This is a genomic window from candidate division WOR-3 bacterium, from assembly GCA_016926475.1.
Classification (GTDB): Bacteria; SDB-A; SDB-A; order SDB-A; family SDB-A; genus JAFGIG01.
The window spans coordinates 1-26,268 of record JAFGON010000093.1 but is presented as its reverse complement, the minus strand read 5'-3'; the positions used below and the strand labels follow the sequence as shown (position 1 = coordinate 26,268).

Sequence of the window (26,268 nt, the reverse complement as noted above, 5' to 3'; positions counted from 1 at the left end):
ATTCGAAAAATAAGGTCAAATCCGTTCTGTAAGCGTTTATTGTTTTAACGGAAGAACCTTTCGAGATGGAAAGTTGCCTGAGGTAGCCGTCAATTTCAGTTATGTATTTTTTCATAATATTTATCTCTTCTCTTTAAGCGCTGTTATTCATAAAATTATACGTGACGGTTTTTCATATAGCCACAAAATTATCAAAATCTGCAGAGGAAGAGATAAATGCCTGAAACGGTAAACATAGCGGGTGCGGGTTTGGCTGGTTGCGAAGCGGCATGGCAAATCGCAGAAGCCGGATTTGAGGTCAATTTATTCGAAAGCAGGCCTAAAGTGAACACGGGCGCTCATAAAACCGATTCAGGGGCTGAACTCGTTTGTTCTAACTCTTTTAAAAGCACCCAAAACACCAACGCCCACGGGTTGCTGAAACAAGAGATGAAAATCCTGAATTCCCTGATTCTGAATTGCGCTGAAAAAACTGCTATTCCTGGCGGCAAAGCTCTCGTCGTGGACAGAGAGAAATTTTCTGATCTTGTGACAAGTGAAATCATTAAACACAAAAAGATCAATTTTATCCGGGAAGAAGTCAAAAGACCATCGCGAGATCTTTGGATTATCGCGACAGGTCCTCTCTCTTCAGAGTCCATTTCCCTATGGCTCAGGGAATTGACCGGCAGAGATTTCCTTTACTTCACCGACGCCATGTCGCCTATTGTAGAATTAGATGAGATTGATTTGGAAACCTGCTACATGGCTGGGAGATACGGATTCGGAGACGACTACCTCAACTGCCCTTTTGATGAAAATTCTTACAATCGGTTTTGGCATGAAATAGTCAAAGCGGAAAAAATCGAATCTCATTTCGACGAAAATGTTTTCTTCCAGGGCTGTATGCCGGTAGAGGAAATCGCCGCAGGGGGTTCCGACTCACTCCGTTTTGGCCTCATGAAACCAAAAGGCTTGATAAACCCCAAAACCGGCAAAGAACCTTTTGCTGTCTGCCAATTGAGAAGAGAAAACCAGGATTTGCATAGATGGAATTTGGTCGGTTTTCAGACGAGGCTGAAGTGGCCCGAACAAAAAAGGGTGTTTTCGAAAATTCCGGGTTTGGACAGGGCAAGGTTTGTCCGATACGGCCAAGCCCACAGAAACACATATATAAACTCCCCGAGAATTTTAAGGGAAAATTCTTTCTTCATAGGAAACACGACATACAGCATAGCCGGTCAGCTCTGCGGTGTTGAAGGATATTCCGAATCCGCCGCAACCGGTCTTTTATCCGCTTTCGAAGTTTTGTCAATTTTAAAAAAAGTGCCTTTTCATCCCCCTCCCAAGGATACAATGTCAGGAGGGCTTTTAAATTATATCCACACTGTCAAGGGAAATTTTCAACCTTCAGCCGCCAACTTTTCTCTTTTGGAGGGTCTTTCGAAAATTTTCATAAAAAAAACAGAGAGGAAGAAATTCCTTTCAGACATAGCTCTCGAGTCTATGGAAAATTGGAAAGAGCATTTTGTAGAGACGTTTTTGACCGGTAAAAATCCGCGGTAAACTTTTATAGAGGTTTAAACCCTCAAGAGGTAAAACAACTTGACCTTCGAAATATTGGTGTATAAATTGTATAATTCAATTTAAAAGCTGGAGGAAAACCGCCATGACAGTTTCCATCGCAAGCGACCATAGAGGATTTAAAATGAAAGAATCTCTGAAATCGCACCTTTCTGAAAACGGAATAAAATTTACCGACGAAGGACCTGGCGCACCCGAACCCGTGGATTATCCTCGTTACGCCGATTTGGTTTGCAGAAGGATTACCGATGGGGAAGCTGATTACGGCATACTGATATGCGGTTCAGGTCTTGGAATGAGCATAGCTGCGAACAAACACAAGGGAATAAGGGCTGCTCTTTGCATGACTCGAGAGCAAGTCGTATCAAGCAGACATCACAACGACGCCAACGTTATTGTTTTCGCGGGTGATTTAACCGCCGAAAATCTCGTGAACACATGGATAGATATATGGCTGAAAGAAGAATTCGACGGAGGAAGGCACCTGAGAAGAGTTCAGCAGCTTGAAAATAATAAAACTCAAGGAGGTTGATATGGGAGTTCTCAAAACAAGCGACCCGGAAATCTACCAGTCTATAGCAGGAGAAACTAAGCGACAAGCGAATAACCTCGAACTTATAGCCTCCGAGAATTTTGTCAGCGAAGCGGTACTCGAAGCCATGGGTTCCGTTATGACGAACAAATACGCCGAAGGATACCCCGGAAAACGTTATTACGGGGGTTGTGAATTTGTCGACGTGGCGGAAAAACTCGCAAGGGATAGGGTGAAAGAACTTTTTGGCGCCGAAAGGGCAAACGTTCAGCCCCATTCGGGAAGCCAGGCGAACATGGCGGCTTACTTCGCACTGTTAAAACCCGAAGAGTGGCCCGAAGGGTCCCCAAAACCGGTAGTCATGGGTTTAGATCTCACGCACGGCGGCCATTTAACTCACGGCCACCCAATCAGTTTTTCCGGAGTTTTTTTCAAGATGGTCCACTACACAGTCGACCCAAAAACAGAGCAGATTGACTTCGTGGCTTTAAAAAAGCTCGCCGAAGAGACAAAACCCAAACTTATCATTGCCGGCGCGAGCGCTTACCCGAGAGAAATGGACTTTTCAAAATTCAAAGAAATCGCCGACTCAGTCGGAGCCAAATTAGTCGTCGACATGGCACATATAGCCGGGTTAGTTGCAGCCGGGATTCATAACTCTCCAATCCCCTACGCCGACGCGGTGACTTCCACAACCCATAAAACGTTGAGAGGTCCAAGAGGAGGCCTTATACTTTGCAACAAAACAAATTACAACGACATTAACAGATGGGTTTTTCCCGGAGTCCAGGGCGGTCCGCTCGAACATATCATAGCTGCAAAAGCCGTCGCTTTCGGGGAAGCTCTAAAACCCGAATTCAAACAATACCAGAAAAGGATAGTGGAAAACGCAGGAGCTCTGTCGGCAGAACTGAAAAATCTCGGATTCAGGCTTGTGGCTGGAGGAACTGACACTCATTTAATTCTCGTCGACCTGAGATCCAAAAACGTGACGGGAAAAGTGGCTGAAGAGACACTCGATATAGCGGGAATAACTGCCAACAAAAACACGATTCCTTTTGACCCTGAAAAGCCATTCATAGCGAGCGGGTTGAGGCTTGGCACTCCTTCGGTCACTACGAGGGGCATGGGTACAAAGGAGATGAATGTTATAGCAAAACTCATAGACAAAGCGCTGTCGGCGGCCGGAGACGAGGTGAAACTCGGAAATATAAAAGCCGAAGTCTTCGAACTCACGTCTTCTTTTCCTCTTTACGAAAAGAGACTTGAACAATGAAAGTTTTAAAAATTGCCGCGATTTTTTTGTCTTATGTTTTTCTCCTCAACAATTGCTCGAAAGCTCCAGAAAATACAGACCCGGCAATACTCTCCATCGAGAGGGCTATGAACTTTGAATTCAAGGATCAGGACGAATGGCTTGGTTTGTATATAGCCGGAAACAAAGTCGGTTATTCGGTTTATTCTCTTGACACATTGTCCGACGGGAGATTTTCCGAAAGAGAGTTCATGTTCATGAACTTGACCGCCGGCTCAAAAAATATGGAGATATCGACCAAAGGAATAGCTTTCGGCTCAGATCAAGGATACATAGACAGCTTTTTCTACAGTATAAATTCTGAGGACCAAAATCTTCTGATATGGGGCTTCTATCAAAATGAGAGTTTGACCATTTCATCTTTCACCGATAACTCCAAAGAAACCAGAACAATCCCCTCTGATCCACTGCCTTTGAACATAGTAGAAGCTATAAGATTTTTCGGAAAAGAGAGCAGCATTACTTCTCTTGAGCTTTTTGAACCGAGCACACAGGAAGTAGTAGAAATCAGCATTATGTATAAAGGCATAGACACGACCTACGACTACGGAGAACTACGCCATTTCACAGTGGACCTACTGGGTATTCCTGTCGAACTCTGGCTCGACGAAAGGGATATGTTCGTCAAACAGGAAATAACCGCGCTTCAGATGGTTTTAAAAGCCGAACCGCGGGAAGTCGCACAGGATCTCTCTTCTTCGGGGCTTTCTCCTGATATCTACAGACAATTCAGAGTCAGAACGGACAGCACAATAGAAAATCCGACCGACGTAACGCGTCTTTTGATAGTGGCAAAGGGTTTGGAAAGAGACATTTCTTCAGTTAATCAAACCCAAAAATACGACACTGTGGAGATTGTTCGTATTTCGGACATTCCATCCAATTCTTCGTTTCCCGACTCTGTCTCCATTTATCTCAGGCCTTCTCCACTGATTCAATCCGAAGATCCGGATATAGTCGAAAAATCAAATGAAATTACCCGGGGAATCGGGACCCAAAGGGAGAAGTTATTCGCAATCAACCAGTGGGTCTTTGAGAACCTCAGGAAGGAGCCCACTTTTACCGTTCCGTCATCTGTCGACATCCTGAAATCAATGAAAGGCGACTGCAACGAACATTCGACGTTGCTCTGCGCTCTTCTCAGAGCCAGCGGTATTCCAGCGAGAATCGCCGTTGGAGTCGTTTACGCCAACTCTGACGGTTTTTATTACCACGCTTGGTGCGAAGCCTATATAGGAACCTGGATTTCTGTGGATCCCACTTTTGGTCAAAACACCGCAGACGCCACGCATTTAACCATTTCAAGAGGGAACAGCGCAGAACAGGCAAAAATCATGACAGTCATGGGCAAACTTTTTATCGAAATTCAGGAGATAGATTACTGATATAAAACTCAGCTTTCCGAGAGCATTTTTGAGCCGACAGCCCAGTTGTCTCTCTCAATTTCCTGGAAAACAATATAAGTGGCGTTTTGGGGTTTTTTCGCGACATCTTCGAGTATTTTGGAAACACCTCCCGCTATCAGTTTTTTCTGATTGTCATCCAGTTTTCCTGCCACTTTGATTTCTACGTATGGCATCGTCTCCCCTTTCGACTTTAAAACCGATTAAAAATCTATGAAATTGAAAGGAACATCCACCGTTAAAGGAGAGAGTGTCGTGTCTTCAAGGGACTGAAACTTCCAGTTGCAGACCAGATCAATGAGTTTTCTTTCGAAAGAAGGATCGTTGAGAGTGGAGGATAAAACGGAAACGCCTAAAACCTCTCCGTTAGACGCGATTGTAATTGAAATGACGACTTTTCCGGAAAGAACAGGGTTGACCTCTCTTGCGGAATTGAAAAGATGCCTGATTTCGGAAAAATGTCTCGTTATCACATTCGCTATAGATTCACTCGACCTCTGTGAAATGGCGACCGGATCTCCTGTCAATGTTGGAAGATGCGACATCTCTATCCGGGTGGAATGGACAAGTTCCCCTCCGGTAGATTGAAAATTCAACTGCGCCGTGTCAGCTCCGACAGTAGCCATAACAGCATTGCCTCCGGAAAAAACCGGGAGGGACGCGCCTGAAGTGAGTGAAATCGAAGAAGGATCTCTTAAAAAATCTTGCAGTGTCGCGTCTCCTGATGATAAAGCACCTTGAGAAGACATAACAGATGTGGTGGAAAGTATTCTTAAAGCTCTCTGAACCCTCGGCTGGGAAACTCCTCCTGAGTTATTTTGATTGTTGGGAGCCGACGAGGCGAGACCGACACCCGCCAGAGAAATATTTTGGCCGTCGATAACCCTCCGGCTTCCATTAGTGTTGAGCTGGTCTCTGAGCATCTCTCCAAAAACATCGTCATCTGTCATTCTTATTTTCCACTCGTAATATGTTTCGAGTTTTATCTCCATCGAGGAGACGGGTATGAGAAAAAATATCAACAACGACAAAATCCAGACAGAAAAGGTCACACCTAAAATGATGGAGTTGAAACCTTCTTCTCTTTTCGCCTCCATGAACAATTTCGACATCATTTTATCGTGTGGCCTTTGGGCAAAATCAGTCAATGTGAAAACCTGGGGCGGTTTTTGGGGTGACTGTTTTTCGGTCATGATCTCAAGAAAAATATCTTCCTGTCCTGGGGACTCTTCGACAGAAGGCATCTCCAAAAGATCTTCTATGCAAATAACTTCCGAACTTATTTCAGAGTGTTCAATCTCCTCTTCGGCGACCTTGTCGTGTTCAGCTACATACTGAATTTCTTCTTCGCTCTTTGCGGATTTTTTTTCAGCGGTTTTTTTTCTTTTCTTTTTAGGGGTCATTCCCTGCTTTTTGGGGGCATCGGCAGACTGTTCGAGCAAGGATAAAAGTTCCGAAATTTCTTCTTCGTTTTTCTTTTCCTCTATCACGTCATTATTCCCCAGGAAATGATTCTTCCCGCCTTTTCTCCATCTCTTCTATAGGAATGGAACAACCCCGGATTATGGCAAGTGCAAAGACTTGAAAATATTACCCTTTCAATACCCAGGTCTTTCAGTTTTGTGCTGACCAATCCCGCCAAATCGAGGTGAAGTTTATCCTCAGACTTCAAGACGGCTTCTTTGGGAAAAATTGAAGCGACGTCTTGTTTTACTTCATAACACATGGAACAGATATGAGGGTGCACAACGCCTATAGTGGTTTCAACTTCAGACCCCAAATCAGACATTTTTTCAAGTCCAGCTTCTATTATACCTGAAAAAATACCTCTCCAGCCACAGTGCAAAACGGCGATTATTCTTTTCTTTTTATCGTAAAGAGAAAGAGGCAGGCAATCAGCGGTTTGAACGCAAATAGCTATTTGAGGCGTTTTCGTAAGGATGCCGTCGCATTCATTTGGATCGTCATCTGGTACAATTGCTATTTTTGAGGAATGAATCTGTTTCGCGGGGATAAAAACATTTTTACTTCCATAAATTTCAGAGAGGCTTTTTACGCTAAAATCCATGGTGCCGGTATAAAAAGCAGCTCCATTGACTGTAGCTACTTCTATTGCGTCTTTCATAAATTTTCAGTTCTGAAGTCTTTTATATTCGCCTGTATTTTTTTCTTTCCGTTGAAATAATTCAAATTCAAAGTGTAAATCAGGTCGCCTTTTTTTCCTCTAATATCATTTTGAAAATTCCCAAGACCAAAACCGATTGAATCAATTTTACCTCTTTTTGTCAATAACGTGGCTTTTAGATGGCCTGTGCCCACCTCTTTTACTTCTTCAAAGACCACATCGCTGGCGAGGAACAAGGGTTTTTCGTTGCTGTGCCCAAAGGGAGCCAATTTTGACATGTCTTCAAAAAGACTGAAATCGTCATACGCAGGCACATACTCCCCGGATATCACAATCTTTTTTTCAAAAGAATCGTTTTTAGATACTATCGAGTAAAACAGCTCTTTGAATTCGTCAAAACGATCTTTCTCCATTGTCAAACCGACTGCTTGGGAATGCCCTCCGTATATTTTAAGCAGATCAGAACATTTCTCGAGGCTCCTTATCATGTCAAAATCGGTGCTCGGGCTTCTGCCGGAGCCTTTAAGTAAATTTCCCGATTCCTTGAGCAATATCGCCGGCTTGTTGAAATTTTCGCTGAGTCTTGAAGCTCCCAGGCCCAATATGCCGAGGTGCCAGTTTTGGTTTTTGAGAATTATCGCCGGCGGGACATTCCCAAGATTCTCGAGCATTGATCTGGCGCTTTTTTCAATGCTCTCCATCTCATTCCTGCGCCAATCGTTGTAGGATTCAAGTTCTCTGGCGAAAATTGAAGCGGCTTTGAAATCTTCGAAAACAGACAGTATTTCAAGAGCTGCGCTCGCGTCTCCTTTTCTTCCTGCTGAATTGAGCCTTGGTCCAAGCACGAAGCCGAGGTCGTATTCAGCGACATTCTCCGGTTTCCTTCCCGCGATTTGCAAAAGAGCTGTTATACCGGCGTGATTTTGAGAAGCGATTTTCTTCAAACCTTCGTGAACAATGATCCTGTTGTCACCAACAAGGGGTACTATGTCCGCGTAAGTTCCTATAGCTGTGATATCCAGATACTTTTCTGGTTCAAAACCCCCAAATTTTTCTTCGAGACCTCTTAAAAGCTGAAACGCCACTCCGCAGCCGGCAAAAGGCGTCACCCCGTCTTCAAGATGAGGGTTTATGACAGCAAGAGCGTTCGGTAGATCAGGTCCCGGCGGGTGGTGATCCGTGATGATAATATCTCTTCCCATGGACCTGACGAATTCAGTTTCGTTCAGAGAACGAACTCCGTTGTCGACTGTTATAATCAGCGAAAAATCACCTAACTTTTTGATGTTTTCAACGCAAAGGCCGTAGCCTTCTTCGAGGCGGTTTGGTATGTAAGGGATGACATCGGCTCCGGATTTGTTCAACGCCTTTGTCAACATAGCTGTGGCGCATACTCCGTCGGCGTCATAATCTCCGTAGACAACGATTCTCTCTCTTTCGTCTATCGCTTTTTTGATTCTACCTACGGCTGTCTCCATTTCTTTAAATACGAAAGGCGAAGATAATTGATCGTAAGTGGGCTTCAGAAATTTGTCGAAATCCGTTTCCTCAAATCCTTTCTGAAGCAACAATTTTGCCACAACAGGATGAACTCCGTATTTTTTTGACAATACTGTAGCTTGCGTTGCGGAGACATCAAGGGAAAAAGTCCATGTGTAGATAAACCCTCTCATAACAAAAGAGTGCATTATATGACTTTCAAAGTCAACACTATTAAAAATTTACAAATCTTTGTTAGGGTTAATAAACCTTTTTAAAGATTAACAAATCTTTTTAGGTTTGATATATTTATGTCTGCATGAAAGAAAAATTGTTTTCGGAAAAATATGATTTTTTGGATCCTGTTCTATGGTACATATACCCCGGGTATAAAACCGGGAAAACACACCTGGGAAGAAACCTGAAAGTCAGAGAAAAAAACTTCAACTTTTCTATGGATAACTTCTTCACCGGGGAACCAGACGCGTCAGTTTTTCTGCAAAATTCAATAGCCCCTTTGCTTTCGCCTAAAGATCCACTCCGCCTGATGATAGAAAAGAGTAAAGCGGAGTTTGAAGCTCCGGACAACCTTTTTGACAAAAATGAAACCTTTCGAATTTTAAAGAGTATTGTCAATCCATACGTCAAAACGTACAAACTTTACTCCGAAAAAAGCAAATGGGATTTGAAAAGTTTCAGATCAGATCTAATCCTCTCAAACTCCCCAGATCTCGTCGTTTTTTTCGATAAACCATGCTGTAAAAGATCGATGGGAAAGCTTCAGACCGTCATGCTTAAAACAAACCCTTATTCTCTGGACAGACTGCTGTCAAGGGGCAAAATAAAAAAGGCTCTTCTTTCAAAACTAAAATCGAAACCTTCTCTGTCTTTGTCGGCTTTAGAAGAAGTTTTAAGCTGTGTCGAAAGAATATCTCTGCCATACAACCTCAGGCGTTTTCCAACCCGGTACCATCCCCTTCTCGAAAAAATAACAGATTATATGGGTTTTCCCCCTCTGGCTTCGTTGAAGATAAAAAGCGAGTTTCTTACCGGCGCGTATATTGTATCCTGGACAAAGTGAAGAAGACAAATTCCAGGACTGGTTATAATTTATATAGCGGCATATACTCTTCTCAGCACAAGTATCTCGATTCTTTTGACAGATATGAATTTGTTCAATGTATTGAAAATTCATTTTTTACCCTCGACGCCGGCGCGGGAGACGGAAGGCTTTTCAACGAGCTGACAAAGAAATCGCGTAACATTGTAAGCGTCGACCTCGTAAAGGCAATGTTAGAAAAAAATCGCCACAGGGCTAATATTCCCGTAGTGTCTGATGTCCTCGCGCTGCCTTTCAGAAAGAATACCTTCGACCTCGTAATCGCTTCCTTCCTACTTGTCCACATACAGTACCCTAAGGATTTGTTTGACGAGGTCAGATCTGTTTTAAAGGAAGGCGGGATTTTCGTTTTCAACATAATACCCCAAAAAAAGCCGCCTACATTAACGGTGTTAAACAAAAAATTTACAATAAAATCTTGGTTTCATTCCCCTTCAAAAATAGAAAATCTTTTGGAGACAAACAATTTTCATTTTTCGAGGTTCGACGTTGTAAAAGAAGGGGAAAAATGGAACAGTATTGTCTATAAATGCAGAAAATGGTGACTAATTTACCGTGAAGACAAGTCTCCAGTCCGAGATTTCAAAAATTAATTCGCCTTGAAAATCGGACATTTCAAGACTGTCGCTTTCCACAAGATCTCCGGATATCACGAAAACATTGTCCATCGCCGATAAACTCTGCGATGGAATGACTGGGACTTTCAAAAAAAGCGTGCTTCTGTCGTATGGTCCCGGCCCCACAACTCCAATGTCCAATCCTCTTGGGTAGATTCCGCCTATTCCAGTTGAAATTATCCTGCTCCCTTCGGATATGTCGACATCCGCGGAAACCTGAAAAGTTAGATTTTTTCCTCTCCCGTCCCAACTGACTATTCCAATCTGGTTTGTCTTAATATCCATCGCGCTTATTCTGAAATTTAGGTCGTAGTAGGTCTGAACAATAGAATAATTTGCCATCACTTTTATCAGCTTTCCGACTATCCCGTTTACACCTATCACAACCGAGTTCCGGTAAAGACCGTTTCTGTACCCCTTACCTATCGTCAGAGAAAAATTCGCGTAGTCTTCCGATCTCGATATTATCTCCGCGGGTATAAGCCTGAAGGAGCTGTACTGCTTGAAGCCAAGAAGCCTGTTCAGGTTTTCATTTTCCCTGATCAGCTCTTCGTATGTTATTCTGTTTAAAACCATATAAGCCAGCTGTTTCCTGAGCCTTTCGTTCTCTTCTTTCACGGTTTTATACTCTTTTACCGTTGATACAATGCTCAGTATCTTTGTGACGGGGTTCGGCGAAACTGCTGACAAAACATGGTGTCTGGCTTGGAAATCGAGGATTATCAGGAAAAAAGAGAAAACCAATATCAACACGAGGCTAAAGGTGTCAGCCCTTAAAGTTGACTGTGTCTCCTGTTCTATTCTTCATCGCCTTTCTTGATTACTTTTTCGTATTTTTCCAAATTCGCGAGAATCTTTCCGGCTCCTCGGACGACGCATTCAATGGGGTTTTCCGCGACTTTAACTCTTATGTTTATCTCCTCCTGAATAAGAGAAGACAACCCGTGCAACATAGAACCGCCGCCGGTCATGAGTATTCCCTTGTCCACAATATCGGAACTCAATTCCGGTTTTGTCTTCTTTAAAGTCTCCTGTACAGCCGCGACAATAAGTTTTACGGGTTCTCTTGTCGCTTCTCTTACATCACTCGAGCGGAGTTTTATACTCTTGGGTATTCCTGTATCGTAATTCATCCCCCTGACTTCCATTTCCCTTTCTTCGTCGAGGACAAAAGCGGAACCGATTCTTTTCTTGATTTCCTCCGCTGTGTTGAGTCCGATATCCAAATGAAAATTGTTTTTTAACCACCTCTGTATGTATTCGTCGACTTCATCCCCTCCGACTCTCGCCGAACCTTTCGCCACAAGCCCGGAAAGCGCTATGACCGCGATTTCAGTCGTTCCGCCGCCGATGTCGATAATCATACTCGCGTTGGGAGATGTGACGTCTATGTCGACCCCGATTGCCGCTGCTATCGGTTCGTAAACCAAAAATACTTCTCGTGCTCCAGCGTGTTCAACTGAATCCCTTACCGCTCTGCTCTCTACAGCTGTTATTCCTGTCGGCACCGAGACGAGAACTCTCGGATGCCCCATCAAACCTTTTTTCTGCTGCTGGTGTATAAAATACCTCAGCATTTCCTCCACAAGCGAAAAATCAGCTATGACGCCGTCTTTCATAGGCCTTACAGACTCCAGCCCCCCCGGGGTTCTTCCGTACATTTTTTTCGCTTCATCCCCGACAGCGACAATGCCTTTGTCGCTTACCCTGTAGGCTATCACCGAGGGCTGGTTTAAAACTATTCCTTCTCCTTCTATGTAAATTAAAGTGGAAGCGGTTCCGAGATCAATCGCCATGTCGTTGGACATCATATTTGAGAAAGATTTTCTCAACCTGTTTATCTGAAAAGCCATTAAAATATCACTCCGTTCCTACAAGTATATTTATTGCTGGACTACGACGATTGCTTATATAGTCTATTATCAGTTATGTCAAGTTATTTTAATTTCGAAGCAGCCTCAACGGCTACTTTTGCCAACCGCATTTCAACTCTTTGAATTATTTTATCGTCAGGTTTTTCGGTTTTTGCCCTGTTTACTATTACTCCGCACACAGTTCCGCTTTTCAAGCCAAAAACACTCGTTATCACGAAGAGTGCCGAAGACTCCATCTCGTAGTTCAAAGCACCCAATTTGCGCCATTCAGACAAAGACCCTCTGTATTCCCGGATTACATGTCCTGTAAAAGAGTCGTATCTTTCCTGTCCGGGATAAAATGTGTCGCTTGTCACAGTAATTCCAGTATGATAACTGAATTTCATTTTTTTAGCCGCTTCGACAAGCGCAGTTACTATTTCGTATGAAGCGACAGCCGGAAAAGCCAAAGGCGCATAATGCTCGGAAGTACCTTCCAACCTGACGGCCGCCGTGGTTATTATCATGTCTCCGGGTTTTATACGGGTCTGAATAGCTCCCGTTGTTCCGACCCTGATGAAATTTTCAACTCCCAACTGGGCAAGCTCCTCAACCGCAATAGCGAGCGACGGACAGCCAATTCCCGTCGAAACAACGAGAATCGGTTTATCCAAGTGTTCACAAAGAGCGCTTTTGTACTCTCTGTTGAAAGACAGGTTCCATATTTTTTTTCCCTGCGATGTTTTTGCAATTTTTTCTACTCTTCCCGGATCTCCAGGCAAAAGAGCTGTTTTAGCGCCGCTTATGTCTTTAGCCGATAATTTTATGTGGTAAGCGGTTTTCATTTTGTCTTCTCTTTGTCGTAGTAAATGACTATTGTAAGGGGCACGTTTTCTATCTGGAAATTCTTCCAAAATTTACCTGCTGCTTCATCTTCATCCCAAACACTTCCAGTGTCCGAAGACAGGTATATCGAATCAAAATCGCATTCAAATTCTTCTTCGCTCGCGAAAACCTTTTCATTTTGGTAAAACACAACTGTCGTAAAGGGTGTCGCCGAACTCGAAAGAGCTTGAAGGGCTATCCGCTTTTCTAGAACATTTTCGTCGATCAGAATTGAAATTTTATTGCCTCTCGAGTACGAGACGTAAAAAGGAGAAAGTCTGAAATGGAAATTATAATCGGTATTTTCAACATCGAAAACCAAAGAATCCGGATAATACCTGGTTGACAAGGAGTCTGAAATCATCACCCCTTCAACATCCACCGGTTCAACGTATTTCAAAGACGATAAGATTGAACTGTCGCTAAGCCCAAAACTTTCAATGATTTCCAGCCTTCCCCTCCAGAGTGAAATATAGCTTTTCAAGCTTGAAATCGCCTGTTCCGCTTTCAGAGGAAGAGCGTTGCCTACATCCATAATTATGACTTTTTCGGCAGAATTGAATTTGACAAGCGAAAATATAAACCCCGAAACGGCTCCCAAAGCGAAAATCAACAAAACAAACAAAATCATCATAAACCTTTTCATATCTCACCTCGCGTCAATTGATTTTTATGTTGTAAATTTTTCTGGCATACGCAGTTGAATTTCTACCTCCGTCCTTGGCCCAATACAAAGACTTATCCGCGTCTTCTATGAGTTCTTCTTTGTCCTGAGCCCTTAGCGGATAACAACTCACTCCTATAGACACGGTAATTCTAAGGGATTCACCGCCTGGAGATTGCCATTCGAGGCTCTCAATTCCCTGTCTCAACTTCTCAGCGATCATCACAGCTTCCTTGTAATGGCAATCCGGAAGTATGACCGCCATCTCTTCCCCTCCATACCGGCATACCGAATCGAATTTTCTCACTGAATTTTGAAGGTATGATGAAATACCCGCTAGAACAGAGTCGCCCGTCCTATGTCCGTGGGTGTCGTTTATTTTTTTGAAAAAATCGATATCAATAATCAACAGGCTCAAAACAGAACCCGATCTTGCGGATCTCGCTATTTCATCGCTCAAAAGTTCTTGAAAATATCTATGGTTGAACAATCCTGTCAAACCGTCTTTCAAGGATAACCTCTCCTTTTCTTCATACAAATTCGCTCGTGAAAGAGCCGCGCCGAAGAGGCGCGTGAAGACTTCGAGAAGTTCATGGTCTTTTTTATCGTAATTGTTTAGATAGTTGCTCATCAAAAAAACCGCCCCACAGGGTTCATCTCTTGAAGGTATCGGGACAGCCAAAAAAGACATTACATTGACGCTTCCATCTTCAGGGTGCAGTATGTATCTCGCCACGGACACATTTTTCTGAAAATCAGGAAGGTTCAGGCTCCTGTTGTTTTTGACGACAAGTTTTGCTATAGATTTGGGACTCAGCGCCATCCCGGCTTCCAGATTGTCGCAGAAAATCAAGTTATTTCTGGATCTTGCGTAGCTTATGAGACCATACTTGTCGATAAGGATAATCAAGAAATCGTCAAAATTGAAAGTTTCTCTGACTTTCTCTGTGAATATTTCAACCACGTCTTTGAAGTATATCGACCTGACAAATTTGTCCGCCAAATCGTTTACAATTTCCAGTGAAGTTGAAGTTATTTCTTTTTTCTCCAAATGGGTTGAAATCCGAAGAATTTCGGAAATCAGGGATGAGTATCTTTGAAGGTCGGATGCGGTGTCTTCTGTAAAAGCTCCTTCTACATCGCTGTCGACACACAAAACCCCTACCGTTTCTTCACTTACCCTCACAGGTGAAGCGCAAAAAGATTTAACCGAAACATCGTCCGTATAGTAACCGAGGTTGAAAGCGGGTCTGGTGAAATTTCTCGAAAGGAATGGATTTGGCTCTCTCGCAGCGATGGCGAGAATGCTCCCAGCGTAAGCAATGGTCTTGGAGCTGTCGATGAATTCAGAAGCCGAAGACCGGAAATCGAAAATTTTAAAGGCAGTACCTTCTATTGTATTTTCAACAAAGAGCAGGGCGACGGTTCTTACATTTGGATAGTTGAATATCAACCCGAGAATATGAGACACGTTACGGGCGATTATTTTCCTGGAAGGGTCGATCCTTTCAAGGGGCGGTTTGAAAGTGCTCATATAATCCTTCTCTTTCGGCAACGGCTTTCGAAAAACGAAAATTCTTTGAAAAAGTTCAACTGTCACCAGCAAAGAAATCAACTGTATCACCCTCATGGAAATCGGATTGTGATCTGGACCGAAGATATTTTCCGGGTCTGAAAATATTGATGAAGAGATTTCAACAAAAGAAACCAGCAAGAAAGCCAAAAGAATTTTTTTCTTCTCGCACCTGAAAGACAGCAAAATCATTATCGGAAAGTAAAATCCCCATAGAGAACCGCTCGAAAGTTGAACTAGAAGAATAAACACCGAAATCAGTATGACGACACCATGGTAGGAAACAGGTCTGTAGAAGTTTTTCCGGGTTTTCAGGAAAAGAAGTATCAAAAAGAACAGGCACAGAATCAGCAAGAGAAGAATCAGAACTCTGTTGAAATTCCGCTTTCCAAAGTCGTAAAAAAAACCGTTTGAAGAGAAAAATACAGAAAAAAAAACGAGCGCGTAAAGCGCTAAATAATAATGTACCTTTTCCGGTGTTTTTAAGAACTTCATCCGTTCTTTATAACTGATATTACACCTGACAATTTATGGAATATTGACAATGCGTCAAGACCTGCCTCTTTTATAAGCGTTTTTCTTGAACCGTGAGGCTGGAATTCGTCTTCAACCCCAATAGCCATAAATTTGCCCCCGTAACCCCTTTCAGCCAGAAAAGATGATAGACAAGCACCGAATCCGTTTATTTTCGAGGCTTCTTCTATGGTGACGACAAGTTTTTTGTCCTCTAAAAATCCCAAAATATTTTCAGGGAAAGGTTTTAGAAAGCGCGCGTTGATTACCCAGGGTTTTACTGAAAACTTTTCATACACCATCTCTCTCACTTCGACAGCCGTGTGCGCGCATACTCCTACTCCTACTATGGCAACTGGAAAATCACCCTTTAGAACCGAGGATTCACCGATTTTTACCTTTCCCGGAGTGAAGCCTTTGAGGTTATCTCTCATCTTCTCCCTTGGATATCTCAAAAAAGAGGGCTTTTTGCAGTTAAGAGAAATATCTACCATCTGCTTTAAATCGTTTTCATCGGCAGGAGACATCATGATGATTTCAGGTACTGTCAAGAGGTAATTTATATCGTATAATCCATGATGAGTCGGTCCGTCTTCACCTACCAGACCGCCCCTGTCTATGAAAAACGAGACCGGCAATTTTTGCAGGGCGATGTCGTGGACAACAGGATCGAAAGCTCTCTGCAAAAAAGTCGAATATAGAACCAGAGCTGGTTTTAATCCGCTCGCTGCCAGACCGGCGGCAAAAACAGCCGCGTGAGATTCAGCTATGCCGACATCAAAAAACCTGTCTGGAAATTTTGCGTTGAATTTGTCGAGTCCTGTTCCAAGAGGCATAGCGGCTGTAATCGCGACGATTTTTGTGTCGATTTCAGCGTGTTCGACAATGAGGTCTGAAACTCTGTCGGTCCATGTATAGTCTTTCCAAAAAGTTTCTTCTTTTGCCTGCGCGGTTTTCTGGGGGCCAACTCCATGAAATACCTCCGGGTCTTGTTCCGCTTTTTCATAACCTCTTCCTTTTTGAGTCAAAACATGAACAACTTTCGGTCCTTTCAATCTTTTGACGCCTTTGAAGACATCCCGCAATGATTTTATGTCATGCCCGTTGACCGGTCCTATATACCTAAAACCGAGTTCTTCAAAAAGTATCGTAGGAACCAAAAGGTTTTTAAAGCCCTCTTCAACTCTTCTGGCGGAGTCCCGTGCCTTTTTGCTTAAAAAAGGAGGAAGGAGCCCCAAAAGTTCCCAGACATCGTCTCTCATTCTGTTGTAAACCGGAGCTGTGACGAGTTTATTCAAATACTCCGAAACCATACCCACGTTTTCGCTTATAGACATTCCGTTGTCATTGATTATGATGGTTATGTTGCCCTTGAAACTGCTCGCATGATTCAAACCTTCCCACGCCAGCCCTCCAGTGAGAGATCCGTCTCCAATAACAGCGATTACTTCGTGTTTTTGAGAAAGAACGTCTCTCGCCACAGCCATCCCCACAGCCGCGGAAATGGACGTGGAGGCGTGGCCTGTTCCGTAACAATCGAAAGGGCTCTCGCTGATTTTCGGGAAGCCGCTGATTCCGCCGAACTTTCTAATAGTGTGAAAGAGTTGCTTTCTCTGGGTCAAAATTTTATAGGCGTAACACTGGTGTCCCACATCCCATACCAACTTGTCGTTGTTCAAATCATAGACGCTCATAAGAGCCAAAGTCAGTTCCACGGCTCCCAAGTTCGAAGCGAGGTGACCTCCATTTTTTTCGACTACTTCTATTATGAGTTTTCTCAACTCCTCAGCTAATTGAACCAGCTGGTCGTTGTCGAGTTTTTTTACATCGTCAGGGTTGTTTATTTTGTCCAAAATGCTTTCCTCTACTCTTTTCATGACAAATACTTCCCGACGACCCAAGCGACTATAAAACCTATCAGTGAACCGATAAAAACTTCAAACATTGTGTGTCCAAGAAGCTCTTTTAACCTGCCTGATTTCAAATGACCAAGTCTGTTCATTTCATCTATAATTCTATTCAAGATCTGCGCCTGTTTTCCGACAGAACGTCTTACTCCAGCCGCGTCGTATATCACGATAAGTGAAAAAAACAGGGTGATGCCAAAAAGAACGCTGGTAAAACCTTCCCAAAAGCCTACAAGGCAAGACAACGTGATCACTGACGACGAGTGGGAAGAAGGCATTCCGCCGGGTTCGTTTATTCTTTTTATGTTTTTTCCGAGAATGAATTTTTTGTATTTCGAGTAATCCTGTATTATCCCTATGATAATTTTGATGGTTTGAACCAGAGAACCAGACAAAAGCGTTATCAGGACTATGCTCACGCCGTTTTGAGGAACTTTTATCAATTGGACCTCTCAAGAATGTATTCGGTAAGTTTTGCCAGATCAGCGGTTTTTTCTCCGACTCTTGAAAAATTTTTTATCGCCATGTCGGCGTATTTTCTCGCCATCAGCCGAGAAGTCTTCAACCCGTAATGGTTAGGATATGTAAGCTTGTTGCTCGAAGAGTCTTTTTTGAGTTTTTTGCCCATTTTTTCCTCGTCACCCGTCTCATCGAGTATATCGTCGACGATCTGGAACTCCATTCCGAGACAGACACCCGCCTTGAAAAAAAGCTCAACAATCTTTTCTTCCGCTTCACCGCATACTGCTCCGGTGGAAAGCGAGGCAGATATCAAAGCGGCGGTCTTATGCCTGTGGATGTATCTTAAAATTTTCGATCTGCCAAATGACATTTGGTCCCAGTGCATGTCGGCGACTTGACCGCCTATCATTCCCTTAGTTCCTACAGCTCTTCCGAGTATTTTTTCGACTTTTGAACAAATGTCGGGTTTTGTCTTGTCGGCTATAATCTGCCATGCAAAAGTGCAAAGGGCGTCTCCGGCCAAAATCGCCATGTCTTCTCCGAACTGCCGGTGTGAAGTCGGCTTTCCCCTTCGCAAATCGTCGTTGTCCATCGCCGGTAAATCATCGTGTATTAGGCTGTAGGAATGCAACATTTCGATTGCTCCCGCTACCGGAAGCGCTTCTCTATAATCTCCCCCGGTTATCCTGCAAGCTTCGAGGACGAGAAAAGACCTAAGATACTTTCCCGCCGAAAGAGCAGAATATCTTACTGCTCTGTGTATTATTTCGGGAAATTCAGTTTCTTTCGGAAGGTTGTCGTCAAGCCAACTCTCTACGATTTCTTTGTTCTCTTTTAGCCGAATTTCAATTGACGTCAAATATCTTTTTCCTCTATTTTGTCATCTTCGGATATGATTCTAATTTTCTTTTCGGCTTCAGAAAGATAGGAACGTGTGCTCTTTATGAGGTTCATACCTTCTTCGAAGAGTTCGATTGATTTCTCGAGAGGCAATTCAGGATTTTCAAGAGCTTCGACAATTTCTCCGATTCTAGACATCATCTTTTCAAACGTCATTTTTTTGGGTTTTTCCATAGACTATAGCTATCACCATTGTTATTTTATGTCAACGCTTTAAGGATGTCCCCGGCGGTTTTAAGACTTCCTATCGCGATAGAGTCAGACCTGTCTTTCAGAAAATTCCGTATAAACTCCACCTTGTCGGTATAAATGTGCTCTTTCGGAATTGCTTTAAATACTTCTTCCATCTCGTTCGCGCCGAGATTCCTTTCACCACCCGTGCCTGTTATCACAAAACACAACGCGATATTGTCAAGTTCCTGAATCATTCCAAAATAATCTTTGTCTTTCATCGATGAGAAATAAACTTTGAATTTGACCCGGTGTGTCTTTTCCAGGAAACGGACTGTTTCACGGACGCCTTGAACATTGTGGCTGCCGTCGATTATCTTCAGTGGTTTTTGTGAAATGTACTGAAGCCTTCCCTTATGTCTTGCGTTCATTAAACCGCTAACTACCAGGCAATTCTCAATATCGAAATCTTTTTTTAGCAATTTCAAAATAGAGAGCGCCAATTTTAAATTTTCTATCTGATAATCGCCTTTTAAAAGCGTTGTCGCCGTGCCGAACTCATCGGTCCGGCAACCTGTCCCGCCTTCCAAAGAAAAACCTGATTTAAAGCCTATCAATTCATCGGCTCTGTGGATTTTTGCGCCGTTTATATGTGCCCTTATCCGGAAAATATCGAACTTAGTGCCTTCAAAAGAAACGACCACATCGCAGGGACCGGAAAACCCGCCGGCTTTGTCAAGGGCGATCTGGTTTTCCGTATGCCCTAAAAATTCCACGTGATCGAGAGAAATCGAAGTACAGGCGACGATACCGCATTGTACAGCGTTTGTGGCGTCGTATCTGCCTCCCATCCCGGCTTCGAGAATTAAAACATCGGGCTTCTCGGAGACAGAAATAGCCAAACAGGTCAAAAGCATCGTCTCAAAATATGTAAACTTCTTGTCAAATCTGAGGATGACCTCTGATAGTGCGCTCGAAAACTTTTCATGGGAAACCTTTTCACCGTCTATGCAGATTCGCTCGAGTTCGTCTACAAGATGTGGAGACGAAAATGAAACCGTTTTCAAACCGCATTCGCGCAGAGCGTAAACGAGCATAGAAACAACGGAGCCTTTTCCGTTTGTCCCTACGATTTTGACTTTTATCATACCTCGGGTGTCAAAAAGAGGTACCGCTTTTTTCAATCCGAAAAGATCGGGCTCGAAATATTTTTGAACCGAATTTTCATTGTCGTGAAGTTCTCTGAGAAAAGTTTTAGATTGCCTGAAATTCATCTTTTCAATCCAAACCGATTATTTCTATTCCTTTGACTGTCGCCAGCCATATTTCATTTCTCTCGGGAATGAAAAGAATATCGTTCACTGCTACATTTAGCGGTGTTTGGTCTTCGTCTAAAGATAGACGGGATACGACACCGTGAAAAAGGACGGTGTTGTAACCTAATTTCAAGCCGTCCAGCATCTTGTAGACAGATATCAAAAGAGAATCATCTACTTTACAAATATCGCTCACTCCGTAATATTTCATGGCTGAAATGACATCGATTCTCCAAAAAAGCGAGCCTCCCCCGAAAAGATAAAGCCCTCCGGGAGAATAGTCTTCATAGGCGTCTTCAAGACCTATCCAGATCCATCCGCTGTCTGCAAAAACACAACTAACAGGGAAATTTTCAACAGGAACAGGAATTTTTCTGACAGTCAAATCTTGTTCCATCACGAATAAACCTTCAATGGATCCTATCAGAACGGAATCCCCGGCGACCGAGACACACGAGACAGGTGAGTAAAAAGGTCTTTTTACGACAATCCCATCGCGGATTATTGATATTCCCGATGAAGTTCCGACTACACTGAAACTTCTAAAATAACCTATTGAAGTGACAAACCTGTCATAGTAGTCATCTGAAACATAAGAGTAGAGGAGATGCCCTTCTCCGTCAATGCAATACAACCCGTTGTAAGTTCCGACGAGCAGACCCCTTTCCGAGGCTTCCAATTCCGTGATGTAAGGGCAAGTGACGACAGAGTCCGAGAATTTTCTGACGAGAAAATCTTTGGTCTCGATAATGTAAAGCCCGTCACCCAAAGTTCCGGCGTAGACCCTGCCCGCGTAATAATCCAAGCAGGAAACATTTTGAGAATTGAGAATAGCCCAGATAGAAAACAAAAAAACCAGCAATTTAACCGTCCTCTTCAGAGATAAATGTTTTCAGTTCAAAAAGCCTGTCAAGAGCTTCTTTGGGAGTCAATTCTTCCGGGTTGATACTCCACAAATACTCCCTTATTTTATCGCTCACAGGCCGTTTGATTTCATTTCTTGGAGTTTTATCTTTATCGTCCTGAATTACTACCTCATGTTTTTCCAGGGTGCGGAGAATTTCTCTGGCTTGTTCGATAACCTCAGGCGGCAAACCCGCGAGACGGGCGACTTCTATTCCATAACTGTGGCTGCTTGAACCTTTTTCGACTTTTCTCGTGAAAAGTATCTTTTCCCCCGACCTTTTAACCGAGATGTTCAGGTTTTCTGCGGATTTGAATTTATCGGGCAGGGCAGTCAATTCGTGGTAATGAGTGGCAAAAAGAGTCCTACATTTGACGTTTTCCAAAAGGTACTCCGCTACAGCCCAAGCTATTGAAATACCGTCAAAGGTGCTTGTCCCCCTGCCTATTTCGTCTAAGATTACAAGGCTTTTGTCTGTGACGTTGTTGGTGATGTTCGCTGTCTCTATCATCTCTGCCATGAAGGTGCTTATCCCTTTGGAAATGTCGTCGCTTGCCCCTATTCGCGAAAATATCCTGTCCGTCAGTCCTACGACCGCCGATTGAGCCGGGACAAAGCATCCACTTTGAGCCATCACAACTGTCTGAGCAGCTTGTCTCATGTAGGTCGATTTACCCGCCATGTTTGGACCGGTTATAATCGCCAGAGAAGGCCCGTTTTCGACGTCAAGCGAGATGTCGTTGGGGACAAAATAACCGGAGCTGATGTTGTTTTCGACAACCGGGTGTCTTGATTCTTTGATGAAAAGTATCGGTTTTTCAGATAAACTTGGTCTTGTGTATCCGTTGTTCTCGGCGATTTTGGCAAACGAGACAAGAACGTCAATCTCTGAAATCAATTCTCCGTTTTCCCTCGTCAAAGTCGAGTGTTGACGGCATAGGTCTCTCGCTCTGCCGATTATTCTGTCTTCGATGTTTTTTATCTTTTGCTGTCCAGATATTATCCTCTCTTCGAGCTTGTCCAATTCCTGGTCGCTGAACCTTTCGGCGTTTGAAAGCCACTGCTTTTTTCTGAAATCAGCCGGAACCAGGTCAAGGTTCGGTTTTGTCACTTCGTAATAATAACCTATTACCGCGTTGTATTTTATTTTGATGGAAGAGATTCCGGTCTGTTCCCTGCGCCGCTTTTCCAGGATGCTTATGTATGAGAGTGCTTCTCTGACATCTTCTTTAATACGATCCAAATCCGGGTCGTAACCCCTTTTGATTATGTCTTCGACGGAATCTGTCAGGGATTTTTCCAGCTCTTCGTGAAGCTCTTTTTGCTCGTCGAGTCCTTCCAGTATCCTTCTGAATATTTTTGACTGAAGGGGCATCATCGCTTTTTTGATTTTCGGAATGGAAGACAGCAAATTTTTAAACTTCATCAATTCGTAAATTGTGGCTCTTCCTGTTCCGAGCCTTCCTGACATCCTGACAGGGTCGTGAAGGTCTTTTACAATACTCGAGATGTCTTCTCTGGCGTCTTTATTTTTTATAAGCTCTTCGACCGCGTCGTATCTTTCTTCAATCCTATCCTTTTCCAAAAGAGGTTCCGATATCCATTTTTTCAAAAGCCTTCTTCCGCATGCCAGTTGAGTTATGTCAAGCGTGCCCAGGAGCGAGTCTTTTTTTTCACCAGATGAAGATTCCGTGATCTCGAGGTTTTTCAATGTGGTCATGTCGAGGTTCATGTATTCTGAAAAATCGTGTTTTCGGATTTTTTTCATGTGGTCCAAAGAACTGTTTGTCGTCCTCGATAAGTATTCATAAAGTGCTGCGGCGGCTATGGCGGCTTGAGATTCGTCTTTTATCCCGAATCCGAGCAAAGTTTTCGTCCCCAGATTCTTTTTGAGTTTCGCCAAAATCGAGGGGCTGAAATACGTCAAGTCGAGACGGGATATAAACCATTCACCGGAATTGAATTCGGCGGCTTCCGGAAGAAGAATTTCCTTGGGCGATATTCTCAAAAGTTCTTCCTCTAAGTTCTGAGTTAAAATTTCCCCTGCCCTGAATTCACCACTGAGGGCTTCTGCGTACGCGATTCCGGATGTTTTTTTCCCGGTGACCACACAGCAAACATACAAGTCCTTTTCAGGGTTTAAAAGAGAAGGTTCAACTGCCGTGCCCGGAGTTATTAGGTTGACGATTTCCCTTTTTATCAGTTTTTTACCTGGAGGCTCAAGCTGTTCGCAGACGGCTACTTTGTATCCTTTTCCTATGATGCTGTTGATGTATGTTTCAACTGCTTTAACCGGCACTCCCGCCAGAGGCACTCTCGTGTTTTTACCCGCAGGTTTTGAAGTCAGCGCTATGCCTGTCAAATCTGAGACGGTTTTCGCGTCGTCGAAAAATGTCTCGTAGAAATCGCCCATCCTGAAAAATAGTATTGCGTCCGGGAATTTTTTCTTTTCCCTGAAATACTGCTTGAGAAAAGGAGTTTGAGGAACCGATGGAGCGTCTTCAAACAGGCTGTCCAAAAAGAGTCCCTCCTTTCAGCTCTTTTATCTCTAAATCCAACATCCGGCCGATCCTGAATTCTGCGTCTGTTAAAACAGGAGACATGTCAAAAAGCATGCCGAATGAATACCCTCCGAACCTCGACTTCGAAGTTAAAATAGCCCTGCCGAATGTACCGATTTTTTCCTTCTTTTTCTCCAGAGAAATATTCCTCTGAACGTCAATGAGCTTTACCAATCTTTTTTTACGAATATTCTTTTCCACAAGATCAGGGGCCAGGTTGTCAAGAGTGCCTTTTCTCGGAGAGTACGCGTACATATAAGCTTCATCGAACCTCAATCTTTCAACGAAACCTATCGTCTGGATAAAATCTTCCTGAGTTTCTCCAGGCAAACCGACCATTACATCGGTTGAAATCCTCATTTTTGGATATATATCCCTTATCATTTCTATGTCAGCCAGGTATTTTTTTGAGTCGTAACCCCTAGCCATTCTCTTTAAAAGCCTGTCGGAAGCGCTTTGAAAAGGCAGATGAAAATACTTAAAAATATTGTCTTTTTCGGCCACGACCCGAACTGTCCCCTCGGTTAGATCCGCAGGATGCGAAGTCGTAAAAGTCAAGCCCATGACACCCGAAATATCGGACACGTCTCTAAGAAGGTCTGACAATTTGTACCCCCCGTAATCATACCTGTTGACATTCTGGCCCAGCAAATTGAAAACCGCCCCTCCCTTCAGGACGCAGGACTCTATCTCTCTCAAGATCTCTTCCGGTCTTCTGGAGACGACTTTACCCCTCAGGTAAGGCACAATGCAATAAGTGCAGAATCTGTCGCAGCCCCGGACAATAGGGATTTCGTATTCAAGTCGGTCTTCGGGTATTTTCGGATTTACCCTTGTTTTTTGACCATCTGAAATTTCAAATTCGGAAAAGTCTATGATGTATGAAACCGTATCGGCTCCCGTTTCATACAACTTTTGCGGGACATGAGCAGCAAGGCACCCCATCGCTAAAACTTTCTTCCTCTCTTTCGAAAGTGATTTCAGCCATCCAAGAGTCCTCTCTTGAGCGTGTTCTCTAACCGAACAACCGTTGACTACAACCAGGTCTGCATCTTCGGCGCTTTTACTCTCCTCATAACCCATCCCGAGCAATTTTTCCTCAACATACCTTGATTCTGCGAAATTCATCTGGCAACCGTATGTCTTGATGTAAAATTTCATGAGAGAAGATTATAGCAAAATATCCCTGCTGTTCTAATAAAATTATTACCATAAAAAGCCGAATTTTCCGAAACTCTGAAATGAGTATTATTTTATGTCGAGTTCGGAGGAACTTTTTAAAAACCGAGTATCTCCGCTTTGAGAGTATTTGTCTTTTCATCAAAAGAAAATATCTTGATTCTGACTGCGGAAGAAACTTTGACTTTCTCTTTCGTGAAAGTTTCTGCGACAGCGAAGTTGTCGACTCTTAAAACGTAACTTTCCCCGTTTTTTCTCTCTACAATCGCGGTTCTTTCTTCCCCGACAAGGTTTTTTAGAAAAACCAAATTTGATTTTCGCATAAAATCACGCAAATGAAACGCTCTCAGGTTTCTGTCATCTTTGCCTACTTCATCCGGGTAAAGATTAGAGAGGGTGCCTTTTCTCGCTGAATAAGGAAAGACATGAGCGAAAGACGGCTGGGTTTTCTCCAGAAAACGGACTGTCTCCATGTGATTCTCCATTGTTTCAGTCGGGAAGCCGGCAATTACATCCACTCCGATGCCCGGCTTTGATCGGTTTTTTCTGAAAACACTCAATAATTCCCATACTTCGGAAGTATTGTAACGCCTCATCATATCTTTAAGAACTCGGTCAGAACCGCTCTGCAGTGATAGGTGAACATAAGGCATTATCCTGTTTTGAGCGAAAACCTCGATAAAATCCCCGTCTTCTTTTATATCCTGGGGGTTAAGTGAACCCAGTCTAAAACGGATATTGCCGGTTTTTAAAAGAAGCTCTTTCAGAAAACGGCCCAGTCCATTTTTAATTTTTCCAAGACTAATACCCGACAATACGACTTCAGAATATCCTGATTTTTCGAGGCTTTGCACTTCACAAGCCACATCATCGACATCTCGCGAAATTGGTCTTCCTCTCAAACTGTTTATCACGCAGAAAGAGCAAAACGAATTGCACCCCTCTTGTATTGAAACGACGGGTCTGGCTCTTTTCCGCTTTGAAAACGTCGAGGGCGACGAAACCGCGAGTTCTGCTAAAATTTCATTGCCATCCCCGGCTTTTTTCCCATGACAACCGCTTACAAATACTTTTTTTGAAGTCTTGCCCATTTTTCTGATCCAAGCTTCCGATTCATTTTGAGCTTGTTCGGTCACGGAACAGGCGAAGATTATGGAAAAATCGGATTGCCCTTCTGTCTTTTCAAAACCAGCGGATAAGAGCGCGTTTTCTACCTTCTCAGCGTT

At 43.3% G+C, this 26,268-nt stretch carries 24 protein-coding genes; 6 read left to right on the top strand and 18 right to left on the bottom strand.

Features of this window, described 5'->3' with window-relative positions:
• Positions 1–216 precede the first annotated feature (216 nt).
• The 4 genes from trmFO to JXA84_09145 all read left to right on the top strand — a co-directional run bounded on the left by trmFO (position 217) and on the right by JXA84_09145 (position 4,795).
• Positions 217–1,545 carry a methylenetetrahydrofolate--tRNA-(uracil(54)-C(5))-methyltransferase (FADH(2)-oxidizing) TrmFO gene (gene trmFO / locus JXA84_09160; protein MBN1151373.1) on the top strand — a complete coding sequence of 443 codons (1,329 nt, stop codon included), beginning with the start codon at positions 217–219 and terminating at the stop codon, positions 1,543–1,545.
• Between the two features lie 103 nt (positions 1,546–1,648).
• A complete protein-coding gene (gene rpiB, locus JXA84_09155) occupies positions 1,649–2,095 on the top strand; it encodes a ribose 5-phosphate isomerase B (GenBank protein MBN1151372.1) in 447 nt (148 codons plus the stop codon).
• Between the two features lies 1 nt (position 2,096).
• Positions 2,097–3,371, top strand: a complete 1,275-nt coding sequence (locus tag JXA84_09150; protein MBN1151371.1) for a serine hydroxymethyltransferase — start codon at positions 2,097–2,099, stop codon at positions 3,369–3,371.
• Positions 3,368–4,795: a transglutaminase domain-containing protein gene (locus JXA84_09145; GenBank protein ID MBN1151370.1), complete on the top strand. Its 1,428-nt coding sequence runs from the start codon at positions 3,368–3,370 to the stop codon at positions 4,793–4,795. Before JXA84_09150 ends, JXA84_09145 begins: the two co-directional genes overlap by 4 nt.
• Positions 4,796–4,803: 8 nt before the next feature.
• Here the strand turns inward: JXA84_09145 and JXA84_09140 are convergent, their stop codons facing one another.
• The 4 genes from JXA84_09140 to recJ are packed head-to-tail and all read right to left on the bottom strand — an operon-like array spanning position 4,804 to position 8,626.
• Positions 4,804–4,989 carry a 4-oxalocrotonate tautomerase family protein gene (locus tag JXA84_09140; GenBank protein ID MBN1151369.1) on the bottom strand — a complete coding sequence of 62 codons (186 nt, stop codon included), beginning with the start codon at positions 4,987–4,989 and terminating at the stop codon, positions 4,804–4,806.
• Between the two features lie 27 nt (positions 4,990–5,016).
• Entirely contained in the window at positions 5,017–6,303 is a 1,287-nt protein-coding gene (locus JXA84_09135; GenBank protein ID MBN1151368.1) for a TonB family protein, read from the bottom strand.
• Positions 6,300–6,938: a peptidoglycan editing factor PgeF gene (gene pgeF, locus JXA84_09130; protein ID MBN1151367.1), complete on the bottom strand. Its 639-nt coding sequence runs from the start codon at positions 6,936–6,938 to the stop codon at positions 6,300–6,302. Before pgeF ends, JXA84_09135 begins: the two co-directional genes overlap by 4 nt.
• Positions 6,935–8,626, bottom strand: a complete 1,692-nt coding sequence (recJ, locus tag JXA84_09125; GenBank protein ID MBN1151366.1) for a single-stranded-DNA-specific exonuclease RecJ — start codon at positions 8,624–8,626, stop codon at positions 6,935–6,937. Before recJ ends, pgeF begins: the two co-directional genes overlap by 4 nt.
• 110 nt (positions 8,627–8,736) lie before the next feature.
• On the opposite strand from recJ, the gene JXA84_09120 reads away from it, so the two are divergent.
• The gene (locus JXA84_09120; protein ID MBN1151365.1) at positions 8,737–9,498 is read left to right on the top strand and encodes a hypothetical protein; all 762 of its coding nucleotides are present in this window, start codon (positions 8,737–8,739) and stop codon (positions 9,496–9,498) included.
• Positions 9,495–10,082 carry a class I SAM-dependent methyltransferase gene (locus tag JXA84_09115; GenBank protein MBN1151364.1) on the top strand — a complete coding sequence of 196 codons (588 nt, stop codon included), beginning with the start codon at positions 9,495–9,497 and terminating at the stop codon, positions 10,080–10,082. The genes JXA84_09120 and JXA84_09115 overlap by 4 nt, the downstream gene beginning before the upstream one ends.
• Here JXA84_09115 and mreC read toward each other — a convergent pair whose 3' ends face one another.
• The 14 genes from mreC to JXA84_09045 form a co-directional block, all read right to left on the bottom strand.
• The gene (mreC, locus tag JXA84_09110) at positions 10,083–10,898 is read right to left on the bottom strand and encodes a rod shape-determining protein MreC (protein MBN1151363.1); all 816 of its coding nucleotides are present in this window, start codon (positions 10,896–10,898) and stop codon (positions 10,083–10,085) included.
• Between the two features lie 53 nt (positions 10,899–10,951).
• Positions 10,952–11,965: a rod shape-determining protein gene (locus JXA84_09105; GenBank protein MBN1151362.1), complete on the bottom strand. Its 1,014-nt coding sequence runs from the start codon at positions 11,963–11,965 to the stop codon at positions 10,952–10,954.
• A 125-nt stretch (positions 11,966–12,090) separates the two neighbouring features.
• Entirely contained in the window at positions 12,091–12,852 is a 762-nt protein-coding gene (udp, locus tag JXA84_09100; GenBank protein ID MBN1151361.1) for a uridine phosphorylase, read from the bottom strand.
• Positions 12,849–13,538 carry a hypothetical protein gene (locus JXA84_09095; protein ID MBN1151360.1) on the bottom strand — a complete coding sequence of 230 codons (690 nt, stop codon included), beginning with the start codon at positions 13,536–13,538 and terminating at the stop codon, positions 12,849–12,851. The genes udp and JXA84_09095 overlap by 4 nt, the downstream gene beginning before the upstream one ends.
• Positions 13,539–13,551: 13 nt before the next feature.
• The gene (locus JXA84_09090) at positions 13,552–15,624 is read right to left on the bottom strand and encodes a diguanylate cyclase (GenBank protein ID MBN1151359.1); all 2,073 of its coding nucleotides are present in this window, start codon (positions 15,622–15,624) and stop codon (positions 13,552–13,554) included.
• Positions 15,621–17,519 carry a 1-deoxy-D-xylulose-5-phosphate synthase gene (locus tag JXA84_09085; protein MBN1151358.1) on the bottom strand — a complete coding sequence of 633 codons (1,899 nt, stop codon included), beginning with the start codon at positions 17,517–17,519 and terminating at the stop codon, positions 15,621–15,623. The genes JXA84_09090 and JXA84_09085 overlap by 4 nt, the downstream gene beginning before the upstream one ends.
• Positions 17,516–17,968, bottom strand: coding sequence for a divergent PAP2 family protein (locus JXA84_09080; GenBank protein ID MBN1151357.1), 453 nt, complete (start codon positions 17,966–17,968; stop codon positions 17,516–17,518). Before JXA84_09080 ends, JXA84_09085 begins: the two co-directional genes overlap by 4 nt.
• A 20-nt stretch (positions 17,969–17,988) precedes the next feature.
• Entirely contained in the window at positions 17,989–18,870 is an 882-nt protein-coding gene (locus JXA84_09075; GenBank protein ID MBN1151356.1) for a polyprenyl synthetase family protein, read from the bottom strand.
• A complete protein-coding gene (gene xseB / locus JXA84_09070) occupies positions 18,867–19,085 on the bottom strand; it encodes an exodeoxyribonuclease VII small subunit (protein MBN1151355.1) in 219 nt (72 codons plus the stop codon). Before xseB ends, JXA84_09075 begins: the two co-directional genes overlap by 4 nt.
• Before the next feature lie 26 nt (positions 19,086–19,111).
• A complete protein-coding gene (locus JXA84_09065) occupies positions 19,112–20,356 on the bottom strand; it encodes a hypothetical protein (GenBank protein MBN1151354.1) in 1,245 nt (414 codons plus the stop codon).
• Positions 20,357–20,360: 4 nt separating this feature from the next.
• Positions 20,361–21,260, bottom strand: a complete 900-nt coding sequence (locus JXA84_09060; GenBank protein MBN1151353.1) for a hypothetical protein — start codon at positions 21,258–21,260, stop codon at positions 20,361–20,363.
• Between the two features lies 1 nt (position 21,261).
• Positions 21,262–23,820: a DNA mismatch repair protein MutS gene (mutS, locus tag JXA84_09055; protein ID MBN1151352.1), complete on the bottom strand. Its 2,559-nt coding sequence runs from the start codon at positions 23,818–23,820 to the stop codon at positions 21,262–21,264.
• On the bottom strand, positions 23,804–25,024 hold the full coding sequence (locus tag JXA84_09050; protein ID MBN1151351.1) for a MiaB/RimO family radical SAM methylthiotransferase: 1,221 nt from the start codon (positions 25,022–25,024) through the stop codon (positions 23,804–23,806). The genes mutS and JXA84_09050 overlap by 17 nt, the downstream gene beginning before the upstream one ends.
• A gap of 116 nt (positions 25,025–25,140) precedes the next feature.
• A partial coding sequence (locus JXA84_09045; protein ID MBN1151350.1) for a radical SAM protein occupies positions 25,141–26,268 on the bottom strand: 1,128 nt, incomplete at its 5' end.